Raw genomic sequence first — 16,039 nt, 5'->3', positions numbered from 1 at the left:
ACCGGATGGACTTTCCAACTCACATCAGCTTTCCCCACGATCGGCCCTTGCGGTTGCTGCAGATTACAGACTGCCATTTGGGTGAATACCCCGGTGAGGAGTTGTTGGGTCTCAATACCGATGAAAGCCTGCACGATGTGATGTCACTCGTTGCCAACGAGCCTGCCGACCTCATCATCAACACCGGCGATGTATCCAGCCATGGCCACGTAGGTTCATACAGCCGCTACCAAACCTTAGTGGACGGCTACACCCAAGTGCCCCACGCGTGGATTCCCGGTAATCACGATTTACCGGATGCCATGGATGCCGCAGTAAAGGGTGGCAGCCCGCGGGTGATCGACGCGGGTCAGTGGCAGTTTATTTTGCTCAGCACCTATGTGCAGGGCCATGAGCACGGCGATTTAACCGCGCAAGAACTCGATTTTCTGGCCCAAACCTTGGCCGCGTCCGACAAGCCGGCATTGATTTTTCTACACCATCAGCCACAGCCCGTGGGCAGCGCGTGGATCGACCAATACATCGTGCGCGCGCACGCGGATTTCTTTGCCCTAGTGGATCCCTGTGCGCGAGTGAAAGGTGTGGTGTGGGGCCATGTGCATCAGGCCTACGATCAAATGCGCGGCCACATTCGCATGTTGGCGAGCCCGTCTACCTGCATTCAGTTTTTGCCCGACAACGACGAGTTTGCTCTGGACGATGCCATGCCGGGTATTCGCTGGTTTGAGCTCAATGCTGATGGCACGTTTGACACCGGTATAAAGCGCATTGCGCACCGCGATTACCCCATCGATTTTAATTCTACGGGCTACTGATGCCCCAGCTGTTGTACCTGCATGGCTTTCTCAGCTCGCCGGGCTCCTTTAAAGCTGTGCAAGTGCGCGACTGGTTGACACAGCACCGGCCCGACATTCGCTACTGCTGCCCGGCGCTGACGCCGCACCCCTGCGCCACCCGCGCTACGCTGACACAAATAATGCGCGACGCCCAAGGTCCGGTGGGGGTGATGGGTTCGAGTCTCGGAGGGTTTTGGGCCACCTGGCTGGCGGAACAATTCGGGGTGCGCGCGGTGGTGATCAATCCTTCGGTCAATCCCATGGCCTTACTGCCCCAGTATTTGCATAAGCCCGTTAAAAACTTTCACAACGATGATACCTACACGCTCACCGAGCGGGATTTAGCGGATTTGGCGGCCTGCGACACGCCCTCCTTACAGGACCCCGCGCGCTATTGGTTGATGGTACAAACGGGCGACGAAACCTTGGACTATCGGCTGGCGGTCGCCAAGTATCAGCGCTGCCGGCAAACCGTTGAAGCCGGCGGCGATCACGCGTTTCAAGGCTTTGAGCGTCACATAGAAGCGGCGGTAAATTTTTTACTGCCCATTGAGGAGCAATAGATGGCCCGTTGGCTGATATTTTTATGGGTGCTAAGCGTGCCGATGGTGCACGCGGATGCCATGGATGACTGTTTATTAGATAAGTTGAAAACCGCCCGTAACGACATGGAACTCGGCGAGTTGCGATTGAGTTGTGAGCGCATGTTAACGCTGCAAGAAGAGCGCGTGGAAAAGCAGGCCGAGGGCGAAGCCAGCCCCATTACGCGGCGCCTCATCGCGGAACAGGAGACCGTAGATAACCCCTTCGAGTTATCGGCCTACCGGCGCAACTACCTGCTGCTGGGCTCCTTCAACGATTCACCCAATACGGATGTGTGGGATCAAGATCACCCCGAGCAAGCGATGAACAACACCGAGGTCAAGCTCCAGTTGTCGTTCAAGGCCTTGGTGGGGCGCGGAATTCTGGGCGCCGATTTATGGGCGGCCTACACCCAGCAAAGCTGGTGGCAGCTGTACTTAAATTCGGCGCCGTTTCGGGAGACCAACTATGAGCCCGAGGCCATGCTGCGCTGGGACACCAAATTGACCGGCGGCGGTTACACCGTGCGCGCGTTGACCTTGGGCTACAACCACGAGTCCAACGGCCGCTCGGGTGAGTTTTCCCGCAGCTGGAACCGAATTATGGCGGCGGCGGTGATCGACAAGGGAAATCTGGTCATCGTGCCGCGCGTTTGGTGGCGTATCCCGGAAGATGAAGCGGAGGATGACAATCCCGACATTGAGGATTATTTGGGCGTGGGCGACCTGGCCATGGCCTATAAGTGGGACGACCAGCTGTTTACCGCCACCATCAAGAGTAACTTTCATCGCCATCAGAACCGCACCAGCGTGCAGTTGGATTGGACCTTTCCCATGGGTGGTCGATTTCGCGGTTACGTGCAGTACTACAACGGCTATGGCGAGAGCTTGATCGACTACAACCACCACAACCACCGCATCGGCGTCGGCATTCTGCTGAACGACTGGATGTAGGTGGCCGCTGCTAAACAAAGCGCGCACAACTGCGGTATAGTGGCCGCTGCTCAATAACCCTATTCAAAAGTCTGCTGTGATGTCTAATTACAACGCCCAAGATATTGAGGTCCTCACGGGCCTGGACCCGGTCAAAAAGCGCCCGGGCATGTACACCGAAACCACCCGCCCCAATCATTTAGCGCAAGAGGTCATCGACAACTCGGTGGATGAGGCCCTGGCCGGCCACGCGCGTCAGATCGACGTGGTGCTGCACAAAGATCAATCGATCACGGTGAGTGACGACGGCCGTGGCATGCCCGTGGATATCCACCCCGAGCAAAAGAAACCCGGCGTGGAAGTGATTTTGTCGACGCTGCATGCGGGCGGCAAATTTTCCAACAAAAACTACCAATTTTCCGGTGGCTTGCACGGCGTCGGGATTTCAGTGGTCAATGCCTTATCCGATCGCTTGGTGGTGACCATTAAGCGCGAAGGCCAAGTGCACCAGATCGAATTTTCCAACGGTGAAAAAACCCGCGACCTGCACGTTGTCGATACCTGCGGCAAGCGCAACACCGGCACCGCAGTGCACTTCTTGCCCAACCCAAGCTATTTTGATTCGGCAAAATTTTCCGTGTCGCGCCTGCGCCACGTGCTGCGTGCAAAAGCCGTGTTGTGCCCGGGCTTAAAAGTTACCTTCAAAGATGAGCAAAACGGTGAAACCGACGAGTGGTATTACGAAGACGGATTGTCGGACTATTTAAATGCCTCCACCCAGGGCTGGGAAACCTTGCCTCAGACGCCCTTTGTGGGCACCTTTACCGGCAGTACCGAAGCCTGTGATTGGGCGGTGCAATGGTTGCCGGAAGGCGGTGAAGCCATTCAGGAAAGTTACGTCAACCTCATTCCCACTGCGCAGGGCGGTACCCACGTCAACGGTTTGCGGACCGGCTTGCTGGAGGCCATGCGCGAGTACTGTGAGTTTCGCAATTTGCTGCCGCGCGGCGTCAAGTTGGCACCCGAGGATATCTGGAGTGCCTGCTGCTATGTGATGTCTTACAAGCACCACGACCCACAGTTTTCCGGCCAAACGAAAGAGCGATTATCGTCGCGCGAGGCGGCTGCATTTGTGTCCGGTGTCGCCAAAGATAGCTTTAGCCTTTGGCTCAATCAGCACACGGAAGACGGCGACAAGTTGGCGGAAGTGTGCATAAGTAATGCGCAAAAACGCGTGCGCTCCAGTAAAAAAATCGCTCGCAAAAAAGTAACACAGGGGCCAGCATTGCCCGGCAAGTTGGCGGACTGTTCCTGCGCAGAACCCGAGCGCGGCGAATTGTTTTTAGTGGAAGGTGACTCGGCCGGCGGCTCCGCCAAACAGGCGCGCGATCGCGAGTGCCAGGCCATCATGCCATTGCGCGGAAAAATACTTAACACCTGGGAAGTGGACTCCACGGAAATTTTGGCGAGCCAAGAAGTGCACGACATCGCCGTGGCGCTTGGCGTCGATCCGGGCAGCGATGATTTGTCGGGCTTGCGCTACCACAAAATTTGTATTCTGGCCGATGCCGACTCCGATGGTTTACACATCGCTACCCTGCTCTGTGCACTGTTCTTGCGCCACTTCAAACCTCTGGTGCAAGCGGGGCATATCTTTGTGGCCATGCCGCCGCTGTATCGCATCGACTTGGGCAAAGAAGTGTATTACGCACTGGACGAAGCCGAGAAGCAGGGCGTGCTGGATCGGTTACTGGCGGAAAATAAAAAGGGCAAGCCCAATGTGCAGCGTTTTAAGGGCTTGGGTGAAATGAATCCCCTACAGTTGCGCGAAACCACCATGGCCGCTGACACCCGTCGCTTGGTGCAGCTATTTGTGGACGAAGGTGACGATACGGTGCAAATCATGGACATGATGCTCGCCAAAAAACGCGCCAGCGATCGCAAGCAGTGGTTGGAAGGCAAGGGCAATCTCGCTGATATCGCGCTATAGCCTGCGCAGTTCCCAACGTGGGCGCGCCCTCATCGCGCCCTTTCTACTTTATAAATCTACCTTCGGTTTGTGTGGTTAAAGCCTTAGTGACCGGCCTGAGTCCACTCAAATCTGAGCTATGTACTCGATCCTTATTCTGTCGAAAAAGTTTACATCTGGCGTCTTCATCCACCTTTATTTAAATAAAAATCTTTAACAATCAAATGCTTAGCACTTTGGCACCAATATTGCTAAAAAGGTTGGGTCCGTGAGCTTATTTAAATTAAACAAGGGAATTTCAGGATGAAAATGTTAAAAAGTTTTGCGTTTTTGTTGACGTTTGCGGTGGCTAGCGCCGCAAACGCAATGGTCATTGGTGTCATTGATCCTCAGGGCAATACAACATCAAATGCAACCACGGCGGCCAATACACTGGAGCCTTCTACCATAGTCACCACCAACACCGCGGCCGTTAATGGCGCGACCGCTGCGTCGTTGAAAGCCAGCTATGACGTGCTGATTTTTTCATGGTACGGCGGCAGCTACTCCTCTACCTTCTGGACCGATACCCTGTTGGGCTACATCCAGATGGGCGGTGGCGTGATTTTTGATGGTGCATCGTCTGCAACATCTGCCATGAATGGCTCGGGTTTGTCGTTCTTCGGATCTTCAACCTTTAGTTCTGGCGCGCAAACTGTGACTGACAACGCCATTACTTCTGCCACTACCGTGCATGGTGCCAACCACCACTTGGGTGGCTTGAGCGGCAATTCAGATTGGACTGAATTCCTGAGCCATAGCACCACTACCTTGGGTATGTACGCCAGCTTTGGTGCGGGTCGCATCATCGCCACTTCCACAGACTTTTTCTACCATGGTCACACTACTGCCGACATGAGTTTCATGGTTGACGAGTTGACTTGGGTCACCAGTGCGTCTGTACCAGAGCCCATGCCTTTGGCGCTGTTGGCACTCGGTTTGATTGGTCTTGCCTACTCGCGCAAGCGTGCTTAATCACTGAAATCAGTAATGCGTTTGAAAAGCCCCATTTGATGGGGCTTTTTTTTGGGCTGTGTTTTTAGCCGGCAGGGTGTTTAGAATTCTAATCACCACATTATTTCGGCTTGCACAAGCGTGGTAGTATCGACGTGAATGGGGGCCCTGATTAGGCCGCCCTTTAACTTAGCATTGAACACCGACGATCATAGGCTTCACTGAGGTGAAAACAGCAATTGATGGGGTGTTCAGGCATAATAGCGCTACTCATTCAATCGATAAGGGTGCAGCACAGATGAACAAAATAAAATCCATTTTTGTTGTTGGGATTATTGCGCTACTTGCAGCTTGTAGCCACCAACAGCGGGCCGATGTGGATTGGAATGAGGGCTACGATTTCAATCAGGTGAAAACCTATCGGTTTATCGATCGCGAAAAGCTGCGCAACATGACGCCGCTGACCAGCGACATTACCCGCAACCGCATTGAAAATGCCATTGAAAAAACGCTGCAAGCCAAGGGCTTTAGCTACGAGCCCGAAGTGGGGAAAGCCGACGCGCTAGTGAGCTACCACGTGACCACCAAAGACAAGCAAGACATCCGCACCTACAATACTGGCGTGCGCCATTGCTGGGGCTGCGGTTGGGGTCGCGGCATGGGGCGCGGTATGGGCGTGATGATCGGCACCACTGAAACCCGGGTAAGGGATTACACCGAAGGCACGTTAATTATCGATATTCTCGACCCCAAAACCAATGAATCTGTCTGGCGTGGGTTTTTAAGTGCGCGCATTACCGATTTCAAAAATCAGCAAGATCGCATCGACGCTATCTACCACGCCGTGCGCACGATTCTGGCCCAATACCCGCCCGAGCAGACCACCCGTTAGGCAATGACAAAAAGGCCCGCGGGCCTTTTTTAGTGTGAGTGAGTTTATATTGCAGTACAAAATTATCCCGGTGACACCCTTCCAACAAAATTGCACGCTGGTGTGGTGCGATGAAACCCAAGACGCGGCACTTATCGATCCCGGTGGCGATCTGCATTTGTTGCAAGCGGCAATTGAGCAGGCGAATGTTAAAGTCACCAAAATATTGTTGACCCATGGGCACTTGGACCACGTGGGCGGCACCGCTGAATTGGTGCGCAAGCATGGCTTGCCCATCGAGGGGCCGCAGCGCGAGGACGCGTTTTGGATTGATCAATTGCCCATGCAGTGTCAAATGATGGGATTTCCGCCGGTGCAAAATTTTCAGCCCGATCGCTGGTTGGAGCAGGGCGATCGAGTGACAGTGGGACGCGAGCAACTCGAAGTATTTTTCTGCCCAGGTCATACGCCGGGGCACGTGGTGTTTTACCACGCGGGCCAACAATTGGCGTGGGTGGGCGATGTATTGTTTGCCGGGTCTATCGGACGCACGGATTTCCCGCGCGGCGATTACGATACGCTGGTCACGTCTATTCGTAAAAACTTGTGGCCCTTGGGAGACGCCGTGCAATTTATTCCTGGTCACGGGCCCATGTCCACTTTTGGCACCGAACGCAAAACCAACCCCTTTGTGGCCGATCACAGGTTCGGATAATGACAGATACCATTTGGAAGAGTCCGGCCACGCCGGCGCAGTTAAACGCCTTGGGTAAAAATACCGCAGCGGAATTTTTAGGTATTGAAGTCACCGAAGTGGGGCCCGATTTTGTGCGCGGCACCATGCCGGTGAGCGAGCGCACCGTGCAGCCCATGGGGCTAATTCACGGTGGCATCAATGTGGTGTTGGCCGAAACGCTCGGCTCCATGGCCGCCAATATGGCGGTAGATACCCACAAATATTTTTGCGTGGGCCAGGAGGTTAACGCCAACCATGTGCGCGCCGTGCGCAAGGGGCCCGTGTCGGCCACGGCGCGCGTTAAATATTTGGGGCGCAGCTCCCAAGTGTGGGAGATTGAGATCATGGATGAGCGCGGACGCCTGTCGTGCATTTCTCGATTGACCATGGCGGTGGTGGCGCACGTCCATCCGTGAGTGCCGACCTGCCGCCGACTCTGTTGCGTCAATTGCACATCGTGCGCTCGCGCCGGCGCGCCACGATTGGCATTCGCATCTACCCCGATCGCATTCAAGTGAATGCCCCGATCGGCGTCGCACAATCGGAATTGTTGGCCCTGCTCGCGCACAAGCGCCAGTGGATAGAGCAGCGATTGGCGTCGGCCCGTGCGCGCTTTGCTGAACGCCCCGTGTATCGCTATGAGGCAGGGGAGCGCTGGCCTTATCTCGGCAACCACTACCCGTTAGTGATTGCACTTGGCACTCACACTCACGTGGCGCTGCGCGATCATCAGCTGCACGTTTGCCTGTCGCGGCGCGGCCGGCGGCCTCAAGCGGAGCGCGTTAAAGCGGCACTCACGGACTGGTACAAAGCCGAGGCCCTGTCGCTGCTCGAAGCAAAAAGCCGCGCGTTGGCGGGCCAATTGGGCGAGCCGGTGGGGCGAGTCGCCGTTAAATTTACGCGCTCAAAATGGGGCCACTGCACCAGCGCCGGTGACTTGCAGTACAACTGGCTGATTCTTCAAGCTGCGCCGGAGGTAGTGGACTATTTAGTGGCGCATGAAGTAAGCCATTTGCGCCACGCCAATCACAGTGCCGCCTTCTGGCGCCAAGTGGAAATACTCTGCCCGCATTATGCCGAGGCGCGCCGTTGGCTGAAGCGCCACGGACACAGCCTGAGTATGTAATTCTTTGTGCCAAGCCAGCCCGCATCAGTTATAGTAGCCGCGCATTCACACCTCAGCAGCTAGGGCCAACCTATGACCGAACTCAGCGACGACTTTGATGAAAACTACGACCGCTTTGTAGTGGAAGTTGCAGAGCACGGCATCGTCTGGGCGCTCGAGGGTGAGGATGGATTTGCGGTGTGCCCGTCACTGCGCCACGAAGAAACCGATGTGATGCCCTTCTGGTCTAGCCGCGAATTGGCCGAAGCGGTGTGCGTGGATGAGTGGGAAGTGTACAAAGCCGTACCCATCGACCTCGAAGAGTTTCTCGACGATTGGTTGCCCGGCATGCACGAAGACGTGATCATTGTCGGCATCAATTGGAACGAGGACTTGGAGGGCGCCGAAGAGGAGCCGCTCGATCTGCTCGAAGATCTAGAGGAGGAGTTGGGCTAGACTCCACTCAGCACAAGCGCCGGCGCAAGCCGGTTTTTTTATGGGCGTCGGTTAGGGTTTGGGCCCAAGTAGCCGGCTGAGTTCAGGCTGGGCGCCGCCCACGCGGGCATTGTTGAGGATGTTTTTTTTGCCGTCCACCAGCACCCAGGTGGGCTGCCCGCGCACGCCATAGTGGCGACCCACGGCGTGGGCTTTAAACAGGGGCGTCATGCGGGCGGGCAAGGTCGGTAACTCTGAATGGCGCGTGTGACCCGAATTCAACAGCAAATAGGTTTTAATGCCCTGCGCGTGCGCTTGGTCGTTGAGGCGCTCCATGGCGTCGACGCATTTTGCGCGGCAGGTAGGTGTCCAAAATACCAATAAGCTGGGTTGGTTGGCGCTGTCTTCGTAGAACGAAACATAGTCCCCTTGGGCGTCGCTGAGTAGCCAGTCGGGGGCCTGTCCGTGCAGCGTCTGTTGGGCCGTCACGGGCAGAACCATCACGGCGCCAAAGAGCAGCAGGGGCAGTGATATTTTCACGGGTCAGACTCCAGAGTATTGATGGGGTTTAGAGTCGGACAGCGCGGCTAAGTTCCTTTCGCCGTGCTTTAGGCGTTAGGTTAACCGCTAGCGCTCTGCATCGACGAGCGCAATTAAGTGGTCGTCGACTGGGGTGACCACGCCGATATCGACGCCCTGTAATCCCGCAGCGGTCAGTGCGACGAGCAGTGGCGCCACTTGATTTGCGGGCACCCCTGCCAATAAGCCGCCACTGGTTTGTGGATCAAATAGCAAGGCAAAGCGCGGGTCGGACTCCCACTGGCTTGCACTTTTCACCGCCGCGCGGGCCTGCAAATTTTGCGTCTGCAAGCTGCTCACATAACCCTTTGCCAAGCAGGCCAAGGCGCCGTCCAAGGCGGGCAATCGGTTCAGCTGCAGCCGCGCCGACAGGTGCGAAGCCCGCAGCATCTCCGACAGGTGCCCCACCAGTCCAAAGCCGGTGACATCGGTACAGGCGCGCGCGCCGTGCCGCGCTAGCAGTTCGGCGGCGGGCCCGTTGGACTGCAGCATGTGCACGAGCGCCTTGTGGACCCAGCGGCCCTTTGTGGCCCGCTGGGCGCGCGCGGCAAACAGACAGCCGGTGCCCAGCGGTTTGGTGAGGATGAGGTGGTCGCCCACGCACAGGCCGGCCTTGGTCAGCAGCGGGCCGCGGGCCAAGCCGTTAACCGCAAAGCCCATGGAGAGCTCGGCGCCCTCGCTGGTGTGGCCGCCGGTGAGTTGGCAGTGCGCGCCGTTGAGTACCTGCAGTGCGCCGGCCATTAATTGAGTCAGATCCCGCACTTGCAGCGCCTCGCGGGCGTAGGGCAAGGTCACTAACGCCTGTGCGCTGTGCGGTTCGGCGCGCATGGCAAACACATCGCTCAGGGCGTGCAAGGCAGCCAGCTGGCCCTGTACAAAGGGGTCGTCTACCAGCGCGCGAAATTGATCCACGCTCTGCACCAAAACCGCTTCTGTCGGCCATTGGAGCACCGCGGCGTCATCGGGGTCATTCAGCCCGATGCGCACCTCGGCGCGCTCAATGGTGTCGAGTTGATGGACAACTTGCGCAAGTACCTTGGCGCCCACCTTTGCACCACAGCCGCCGCAGCGCATGGCCGCCGCCGAGGGCGGTGGTGTTTGATCGCCCCACAGGGCGTCATTGGGTGCGGTGCCGGGCGCCATCTGGCGCGGCACCAAGTGCGTGAACATGGCCATGAAACGGCGGTCAATGCGGTCTTTCCAGCGCCACACCCAGCGGCCGGCAAGTGTGGGCAGCCAGCCGCCCGCGCGGGTGCCGAGGGCGACGCCATCGCCCAGTGATAGCAGGCTTAAAAACGCGCGCTGCGCGCGGTAGCGACGCAGCGGCTGGGCGAGTAACAATGCGCGCAGGTTGTGGGTCAGCACCGGCGCTTGGCGCACGGCAAATACCCCGGCTTTGGGGCGCGTCTGCCCCAATAGGCTGGCGATGTCGCCGGCGGCGAATACCCGCGGGTGGCTCACACTTTGCAGTCGATCGTTCACCAAGATGAAGCCCTGCGCATCTAAACGTAGGCCCGTGGTTTGGAGCCACTCTGGGCCGGCGGCCTGGGTACACCAAAACAGATGATCGACGGCAAAGGCTCGGGTGTCGGTGCGCACCTGATCGGCGTCCACCTGGGTGATACGGCAGTTGCCGTGAACGTCGATTCGACGGCGGTTTAGTTCGGCGTGCGCGCGCGCGCGAAAGTGTTGGCTGTAGCCCGTCAGCGGCAGATGATCTTCAAGATAGATTGCAATGTGCGCCTTTGGTGCCTGTGCGCGCATGGCGCAGGCCAGCTCCACGGTAGCGGCGCCACCGCCCACTAAACCAATGCGCGCCTCAGGGTGCAGGGCCAGCTGGGCTTTTATGGCCTGCCAGCGGGGATAAAACTGGCTGATGGGTTTCACGGGTGTGGCGTAGGTGTGGGCGCCGGGCACGGTGAGTGAGGGGGTCGCCCCGATGTTGACCGACAGTAGGTCAAACCCGAGCGGCGGTCGATCTGCGAGCAGCACCTGTTGTGCGGCCAGATCGAGGCCCGTTGCGCGCGCGCGAATGAAGCGAAAGCCGGCGGTGGCACAGAGTCGATCCAGGTCAATGTGGGTGTCGTCCACGCTGTAGTGGCCGGCCACAAGGCCTGGCAGCATGCCCGAATAGGGGGTGAGGGCATCGGGTGAGATCAGCGTTAACCGCACACCGGCCACGGGCGCCATGCACCACTGTGCGATCAGCAGGGCGTGCGCATGGCCGCCGCCGAGCAGCACCAAATCTTGCAGTTGGGGATGATTCATGGCGGCGATTATAGCGCCAGTGGTGTCTGGCGTGGGGGCAAACCTGCGGGCTTAATGGGTGAGCGCTGCGTCGCCACCTAAATAGCTGTGCAGAATATCCACCATATGCCGATGCACATGGGATTCTAGCGCGGCTAAATCGTCAAACGCAGGGGTGATGCTGGGCGCGTGAATGTCTTGCGGGGCCAGTTGAAAACCGCGGTGTTCAACTACGCGAAAATTGAAATCCATGCACAAGCGCATGAGATGCGGGTAGAGCGTTTCTTGTCGGCTCGCGAAGTGGACTTCCTTTTCCCCTGCGCTTACTTCCACTGGTCGAATGGACATGGCAGAGCAACCTTAAATCGATGTAGCCAGAATGTGATTCGCTGCCCAGTGCGTATGGGCGCAAACGTTGTTGTTATCGCGCGGTCAAACCGCCGGTTGATTAGAGCACAGGACCCCAATTTCATTATGTGAACTGTGTCACATAAACTTGGCGCCTAGTTCCTCCGGCTAGGGGCGGTGGCAGGTGGCTGGATTGGGTGGCCAGAGGGCCAGTTTGGGCGGGTCGCCCAGACTGATTCGGTGCTGAGCGGAGAGTAGGCGGCTGCAGCGCGCGGCGGGTTAGATCGGCGCGCTGTGCGAATCAATAAAATCAGCGGCCCAAGCGACGTAGGCATTGGCGTCGCCGCGAAATATCTCGCGCCCGCGCCGCAACCCCTTTTGGTAGTCGTACATGGGGTCGTAGTAGTCGGTGAGCAAGGTTTCTATGCCGGGCCGGAACAAGTCGGCGTTGCCATCGCTAAAAAATTGATCCAGGGCGGCGCTAAATTGCGTGTGGATCTGATCGTATTTTTGCCCGCCCAAGCGTTTGCGTATTCGCGCTAGGTTGTCGAGAATTTGTGCGCGAAACAGCGTCTCCGCTCGCGCTTGTTCACCCTGGAAATGCGCGAGGTACTGCGGCCACGCATCGGTCACATAGTCGGCCAAAGCGATCTCTATGCGCTCGTGCATGGGCGTTTCCAGTACCGCCAGTGGCGCCTGTTCCATGCGCGCCTTAAACGTCAGTGGCATGGATACACGGCCGATGAGCTTGCCTTCATCCTCCACAAACAGGGGCAGGTGTTGACTCTCGTCAAGTCGCTTTAACAGTGCAATGCTGAGCGAATTTTCGAATTCAATTTGTGACGGTTGGGGCTCTACCTGACGGCCAAAGGCGCTACCGCGGTGCTTGGCCAACCCCTCCAAGTCGATGTGGCGCGCCAGCTTTTGCAGCAACAGGGTCTTGCCGCTGCCGGTGCGCCCACTCACCAATACCAGCGGGGCCTGTGCGCTGTGGGTTTCCAGCGCGTCGATCAAAAAGCGCCGCATAGCTTTGTAGCCGCCCACGACCAGCGGGTAATCCAAACCTGCCTCGCGCAACATTTGCTGGGTCAGGCGCGAACGCAGGCCACCGCGAAAGCAATAGAGGTAGCCGTTTGGGTGTGCCTGCGCGTGGGCCAACCAGGCGCGCGCGCGCTGGGCCTTGATCTCGGGCGTGGCCAGCTGCCAGCCCAGCTCGATGGCGGCATCTTGGCCCTGCTCTTTGTAGCAGGTGCCGACCGCAGCGCGCTGTTCGTCATCGAGCAACGGCAGGTTGACCGATTGCGGAAACGCGCCCTTGTCAAATTCCACCGGTGCACGCACGTCCATCAACGGCAGGTCGTCGAGAAAAATGCGGCGGTAGTCTTGGCTGTTGGCGCGGGTCATAGGTCGGCTCGGTTGTGAGGGCGCAAGTTTACTGAACCCCTGCGCTCGGTGCCAGCTACACGGTGCGCAGTGACGGCCATGCGATCTTGTGGGCGCGCTGTTACAATGGCCGCGGCGCTGACTGCATAGCCGGTTTGCGTTTGAATGGGCGGTGCATCCATTCCCATCCCAAAGCCCCGTTAGAGGGCGACTAAAGTCACAGGTAAGAATCGCAAGATTCGCAGGAGTTAAATGATGAGCGCATTGCGCAATCAAGTGAAAGCGCTGGGCACCCTATTGGGGCAGACCATCGCAGATGACAAGGGCCCCGCGTGTTTGGACTTGATCGAAGCTATTCGATTGCAAGGCAAAGCCATCGACGCCGGCGACCGTGCCGCGTTGCAGGCCCTGATGGAAAAAATTGGCAGCGCCGATGACGAAACCCTACTCACCATCGCCCGCGCATTCAGTCAATTTCTCAATATGGCCAACATTGCCGAGCAAATTTACACCGTATCGGATGAGGCGCGCACGCTGATCGATCGCCCCGATCCCTTTGCCAGCTTGCGCGAGCAGTTTGACGGCAAACGCTGGGGCAAGACGGAGTTTTTAGCGGCCGTTGAGGCGCTCAATATCGACTTGGTATTAACGGCTCACCCCACCGAGGTGACGCGCCGCACATTGATTCACAAATACCGCAAAATCGAAGCGCAATTGCGCCGTGGGGACGAGGCTGATAGGCGTCGCATTCAAGAGTTGATGGCCCAAGATTGGCACACTAACTCCATCCGCCGCGTGCGCCCCACGCCCGTTGATGAAGCCTCTTGGGGCTTGGCGGTGATCGAAGATTCGCTCTGGAGCGCGCTGCCAAAATTTATGCGCGACCTGGATGCACAGGCGGAAACTTACACCGGTGAACCGCTGCCGTTAACGGCAGCGCCCGTGCGCATGAGTTCGTGGATGGGCGGTGATCGCGACGGCAATCCCTTCGTGACGGCCAAGCTCACCCGTCAGGTCATCGCCATGTCGCGCGCCAAGGGCGCCGAGTTGTTTGGCCGCGATTTGGAGCAGCTCTCTATGGAGCTGTCCATGATGAAGGCCAGCCCAGAATTGATCGCGGCATTGCCGGAGGCGCTCAAAACTTCCGAGCAACCCTACCGCGAAATCATTCGACCTCTGCGCAAATTATTGGCGAGCACGGCCGAGCAAATGGACGCGCTCTATCGCACTGGCAGTGTGGCCGACAGTCGCGCCCCGGTGCTGACCGAGGCCCAGCAATTGTTGGCGCCGCTGCACCTGTGCTACCGCAGTTTGATGGACTGTGGTCTGCGCGCCATCGCCCGCGGCTATCTGTTGGATGTCATTCGCCGCATACAGTGTTTTGGTATCGGGCTCATTCGATTAGACATTCGCCAGCACTCCGAGCGCCACGATGAGGTGTTGGGTGAAATTACCCAGGCCTTGGGGTTGGGTGATTATTTGGCGTGGAGTGAAGCGCAGCGGCAGGCATTTTTACAGGCGGAAATAAACAATCCGCGCCCGCTCATTCCGAGCCAGTGGGCGCCGTCGGCCGACGTCAAAGAAGTGTTGGATACCGTAGCGGTAATAGCCGAAGCCCCAGCGGAAATGCTCGGCATTTATATTATTTCTATGGCCAGTCAGCCCTCCGATGTATTGTTGGTTGAGCTGCTGCAAAAGGCCTGCGGCGTGCGCAAGCCACTGCCCGTTGCGCCCTTGTTTGAAACGCTCGACGATCTCGACAACGCTGAGCAGGTGATGACTGATCTGCTCGCCATGCCCGGCTACAAAGACCGCCGCTGCGGCCATCAGTACGTGATGATTGGCTACTCCGATTCCGCCAAAGATGCAGGCGTGTTGGCGGCCTCGTGGGCGCAATACCGCGCACAGGATGCATTGATTAAATTGCACCAACAGGAAGGCTTGCGGCTGACACTGTTTCACGGGCGCGGCGGCACCATCGGCCGTGGCGGCGGCCCCGCCCACGGCGCGATATTGTCGCAACCGCCCGGGTCTGTGGCGGGCGGTTTGCGGGTCACCGAGCAGGGCGAAACCATTCGCTACAAATTTGGTATGCCAAAGCTCGCCGTGCGCAGCTTATCGTTGTACGCATCGGCCATCTTAGAGGCGATGCTAGTGCCGCCGCCGGAGCCCAAGCCCGAGTGGCGCGCATTGATGGATAGCATGGCCAATCGTGCCTGCGCCACTTATCGCAGCTACGTGCGCGAGCAGCCGGATTTTGTGCGCTATTTTCGTCAAGCCACGCCCGAGCAAGAATTGGGGCAGCTGCCGTTGGGTAGCCGACCCGCCAAGCGCAAGTCGTCGGGTGGTATTGAATCCCTGCGCGCTATCCCATGGATTTTTGCCTGGACCCAAAACCGTCTGGTATTGCCCAGCTGGCTCGGTTTTGGTTCCGCATTGAAGGCGGCATTGAACGAAGATCAGGCGGCGCTGCTGAAAGACATGCAACAGCAGTGGCCGTTTTTCCGTTCGCGACTCGCCATGATGGAAATGGTGTACAGCAAAGCCAACACAGAAATTTCTGCGCTCTACGACGCGCGCTTGGTTGAAGAGTCTCTGCGGCCCATGGGCAGGGAATTGCGCGATCAATTGACGGGCGATGTTGAAACCCTGCTGGAATTTTTGGGTCAGCAACGCTTGCTGGAGCGCGATGCGTGGGGGCAGCAATCACTGGATGTGCGGCAGAGCTACTTAGTGCCTTTGCACCTCGCTCAGATTGAATTGCTGGCGCGCGTGCGCGCCAATGGCGATGACAATCAGGTGAGTGATTGCAACCGCGCATTGATGGTGGCCATGACCGGCATTGCTGCGGGTATGCGCAATACTGGCTAGTAAATTACTCGAAAATTGTGAGTGAGTGTAACGTGAACTAAAAAGCCGCGCCCCTGCGCGGCTTTTTTATGGCAGTTTGTGAAGCCTGAATATTTCAGTGCCGTTACTACTCTGCGCAAAAATGCACTAGTATCAGTACCCATAAAGCCAAC

At 57.7% G+C, this 16,039-nt stretch carries 16 protein-coding genes; 11 read left to right on the top strand and 5 right to left on the bottom strand.

Features of this window, described 5'->3' with window-relative positions:
- Nucleotides 1-5 precede the first annotated feature (5 nt).
- The 10 genes from FHS30_RS00165 (at nt 6) to FHS30_RS00120 (ending at nt 8,480) form a co-directional block, all read left to right on the top strand.
- Entirely contained in the window at nt 6-815 is an 810-nt protein-coding gene (locus FHS30_RS00165) for a metallophosphoesterase (RefSeq protein WP_183907208.1), read from the top strand.
- A complete protein-coding gene (locus tag FHS30_RS00160) occupies nt 815-1,399 on the top strand; it encodes a YqiA/YcfP family alpha/beta fold hydrolase (RefSeq protein ID WP_183907207.1) in 585 nt (194 codons plus the stop codon). Before FHS30_RS00165 ends, FHS30_RS00160 begins: the two co-directional genes overlap by 1 nt.
- Nucleotides 1,400-2,371, top strand: coding sequence for a phospholipase A (locus FHS30_RS00155; protein WP_246341098.1), 972 nt, complete (start codon nt 1,400-1,402; stop codon nt 2,369-2,371).
- 79 nt (nt 2,372-2,450) lie between these two features.
- The gene (parE, locus tag FHS30_RS00150; protein WP_221197107.1) at nt 2,451-4,340 is read left to right on the top strand and encodes a DNA topoisomerase IV subunit B; all 1,890 of its coding nucleotides are present in this window, start codon (nt 2,451-2,453) and stop codon (nt 4,338-4,340) included.
- A gap of 282 nt (nt 4,341-4,622) precedes the next feature.
- On the top strand, nt 4,623-5,333 hold the full coding sequence (locus tag FHS30_RS00145) for a PEP-CTERM sorting domain-containing protein (protein WP_183907205.1): 711 nt from the start codon (nt 4,623-4,625) through the stop codon (nt 5,331-5,333).
- Between the two features lie 277 nt (nt 5,334-5,610).
- On the top strand, nt 5,611-6,204 hold the full coding sequence (locus FHS30_RS00140) for a DUF4136 domain-containing protein (protein ID WP_183907204.1): 594 nt from the start codon (nt 5,611-5,613) through the stop codon (nt 6,202-6,204).
- 46 nt (nt 6,205-6,250) lie between these two features.
- Nucleotides 6,251-6,898: an MBL fold metallo-hydrolase gene (locus tag FHS30_RS00135; RefSeq protein ID WP_343048923.1), complete on the top strand. Its 648-nt coding sequence runs from the start codon at nt 6,251-6,253 to the stop codon at nt 6,896-6,898.
- Nucleotides 6,898-7,335 (top strand): hotdog fold thioesterase, encoded by a 438-nt coding sequence (locus tag FHS30_RS00130; protein ID WP_183907203.1) that lies wholly within the window; start codon nt 6,898-6,900, stop codon nt 7,333-7,335. The genes FHS30_RS00135 and FHS30_RS00130 overlap by 1 nt, the downstream gene beginning before the upstream one ends.
- Entirely contained in the window at nt 7,287-8,045 is a 759-nt protein-coding gene (locus FHS30_RS00125) for a YgjP-like metallopeptidase domain-containing protein (RefSeq protein WP_183907202.1), read from the top strand. The genes FHS30_RS00130 and FHS30_RS00125 overlap by 49 nt, the downstream gene beginning before the upstream one ends.
- A gap of 72 nt (nt 8,046-8,117) precedes the next feature.
- Nucleotides 8,118-8,480 carry a DUF2750 domain-containing protein gene (locus FHS30_RS00120; protein WP_183907201.1) on the top strand — a complete coding sequence of 121 codons (363 nt, stop codon included), beginning with the start codon at nt 8,118-8,120 and terminating at the stop codon, nt 8,478-8,480.
- Nucleotides 8,481-8,531: 51 nt separating this feature from the next.
- Here FHS30_RS00120 and FHS30_RS00115 read toward each other — a convergent pair whose 3' ends face one another.
- The 5 genes from FHS30_RS00115 to FHS30_RS00095 form a co-directional block, all read right to left on the bottom strand.
- Nucleotides 8,532-8,999, bottom strand: a complete 468-nt coding sequence (locus tag FHS30_RS00115) for a TlpA family protein disulfide reductase (RefSeq protein WP_183907200.1) — start codon at nt 8,997-8,999, stop codon at nt 8,532-8,534.
- An 87-nt stretch (nt 9,000-9,086) separates the two neighbouring features.
- Nucleotides 9,087-11,306: a selenide, water dikinase SelD gene (gene selD, locus FHS30_RS00110; RefSeq protein ID WP_183907199.1), complete on the bottom strand. Its 2,220-nt coding sequence runs from the start codon at nt 11,304-11,306 to the stop codon at nt 9,087-9,089.
- Between the two features lie 51 nt (nt 11,307-11,357).
- A complete protein-coding gene (locus FHS30_RS00105; RefSeq protein WP_183907198.1) occupies nt 11,358-11,633 on the bottom strand; it encodes a hypothetical protein in 276 nt (91 codons plus the stop codon).
- Nucleotides 11,634-11,912: 279 nt separating this feature from the next.
- Nucleotides 11,913-13,037 carry a tRNA 2-selenouridine(34) synthase MnmH gene (gene mnmH / locus FHS30_RS00100; protein WP_183907197.1) on the bottom strand — a complete coding sequence of 375 codons (1,125 nt, stop codon included), beginning with the start codon at nt 13,035-13,037 and terminating at the stop codon, nt 11,913-11,915.
- A complete protein-coding gene (locus tag FHS30_RS00095; protein WP_183907196.1) occupies nt 13,034-13,198 on the bottom strand; it encodes a hypothetical protein in 165 nt (54 codons plus the stop codon). The genes mnmH and FHS30_RS00095 overlap by 4 nt, the downstream gene beginning before the upstream one ends.
- Before the next feature lie 73 nt (nt 13,199-13,271).
- Between FHS30_RS00095 and ppc the strand changes: the two genes are divergently transcribed.
- Nucleotides 13,272-15,887: a phosphoenolpyruvate carboxylase gene (ppc, locus tag FHS30_RS00090; RefSeq protein WP_183907195.1), complete on the top strand. Its 2,616-nt coding sequence runs from the start codon at nt 13,272-13,274 to the stop codon at nt 15,885-15,887.
- Nucleotides 15,888-16,039: the final 152 nt, after the last annotated feature.

Source organism: Simiduia aestuariiviva, from assembly GCF_014192475.1.
GTDB classification, from domain to species: Bacteria; Pseudomonadota; Gammaproteobacteria; order Pseudomonadales; family Cellvibrionaceae; genus Simiduia; species Simiduia aestuariiviva.
The sequence above is the reverse complement of the archived record's forward strand: the minus strand, read 5'-3'. Positions and strand labels throughout refer to the sequence as shown.

What these genes read in the sequence shown, in the direction of transcription:
- FHS30_RS00165 (WP_183907208.1), top strand. Translation starts at nt 6, where the DNA reads ATGGACTTTCCAACTCACATCAGCTTTCCCCACGATCGGCCCTTGCGG.
- FHS30_RS00160 (WP_183907207.1), top strand. Translation starts at nt 815, where the DNA reads ATGCCCCAGCTGTTGTACCTGCATGGCTTTCTCAGCTCGCCGGGCTCC.
- FHS30_RS00155 (WP_246341098.1), top strand. Translation starts at nt 1,400, where the DNA reads ATGGCCCGTTGGCTGATATTTTTATGGGTGCTAAGCGTGCCGATGGTG.
- parE (WP_221197107.1), top strand. Translation starts at nt 2,451, where the DNA reads ATGTCTAATTACAACGCCCAAGATATTGAGGTCCTCACGGGCCTGGAC.
- FHS30_RS00145 (WP_183907205.1), top strand. Translation starts at nt 4,623, where the DNA reads ATGAAAATGTTAAAAAGTTTTGCGTTTTTGTTGACGTTTGCGGTGGCT.
- FHS30_RS00140 (WP_183907204.1), top strand. Translation starts at nt 5,611, where the DNA reads ATGAACAAAATAAAATCCATTTTTGTTGTTGGGATTATTGCGCTACTT.
- FHS30_RS00130 (WP_183907203.1), top strand. Translation starts at nt 6,898, where the DNA reads ATGACAGATACCATTTGGAAGAGTCCGGCCACGCCGGCGCAGTTAAAC.
- FHS30_RS00120 (WP_183907201.1), top strand. Translation starts at nt 8,118, where the DNA reads ATGACCGAACTCAGCGACGACTTTGATGAAAACTACGACCGCTTTGTA.
- selD (WP_183907199.1), bottom strand. Translation starts at nt 11,306, where the DNA reads ATGAATCATCCCCAACTGCAAGATTTGGTGCTGCTCGGCGGCGGCCAT.
- FHS30_RS00105 (WP_183907198.1), bottom strand. Translation starts at nt 11,633, where the DNA reads ATGTCCATTCGACCAGTGGAAGTAAGCGCAGGGGAAAAGGAAGTCCAC.
- mnmH (WP_183907197.1), bottom strand. Translation starts at nt 13,037, where the DNA reads ATGACCCGCGCCAACAGCCAAGACTACCGCCGCATTTTTCTCGACGAC.
- FHS30_RS00095 (WP_183907196.1), bottom strand. Translation starts at nt 13,198, where the DNA reads ATGGATGCACCGCCCATTCAAACGCAAACCGGCTATGCAGTCAGCGCC.
- ppc (WP_183907195.1), top strand. Translation starts at nt 13,272, where the DNA reads ATGAGCGCATTGCGCAATCAAGTGAAAGCGCTGGGCACCCTATTGGGG.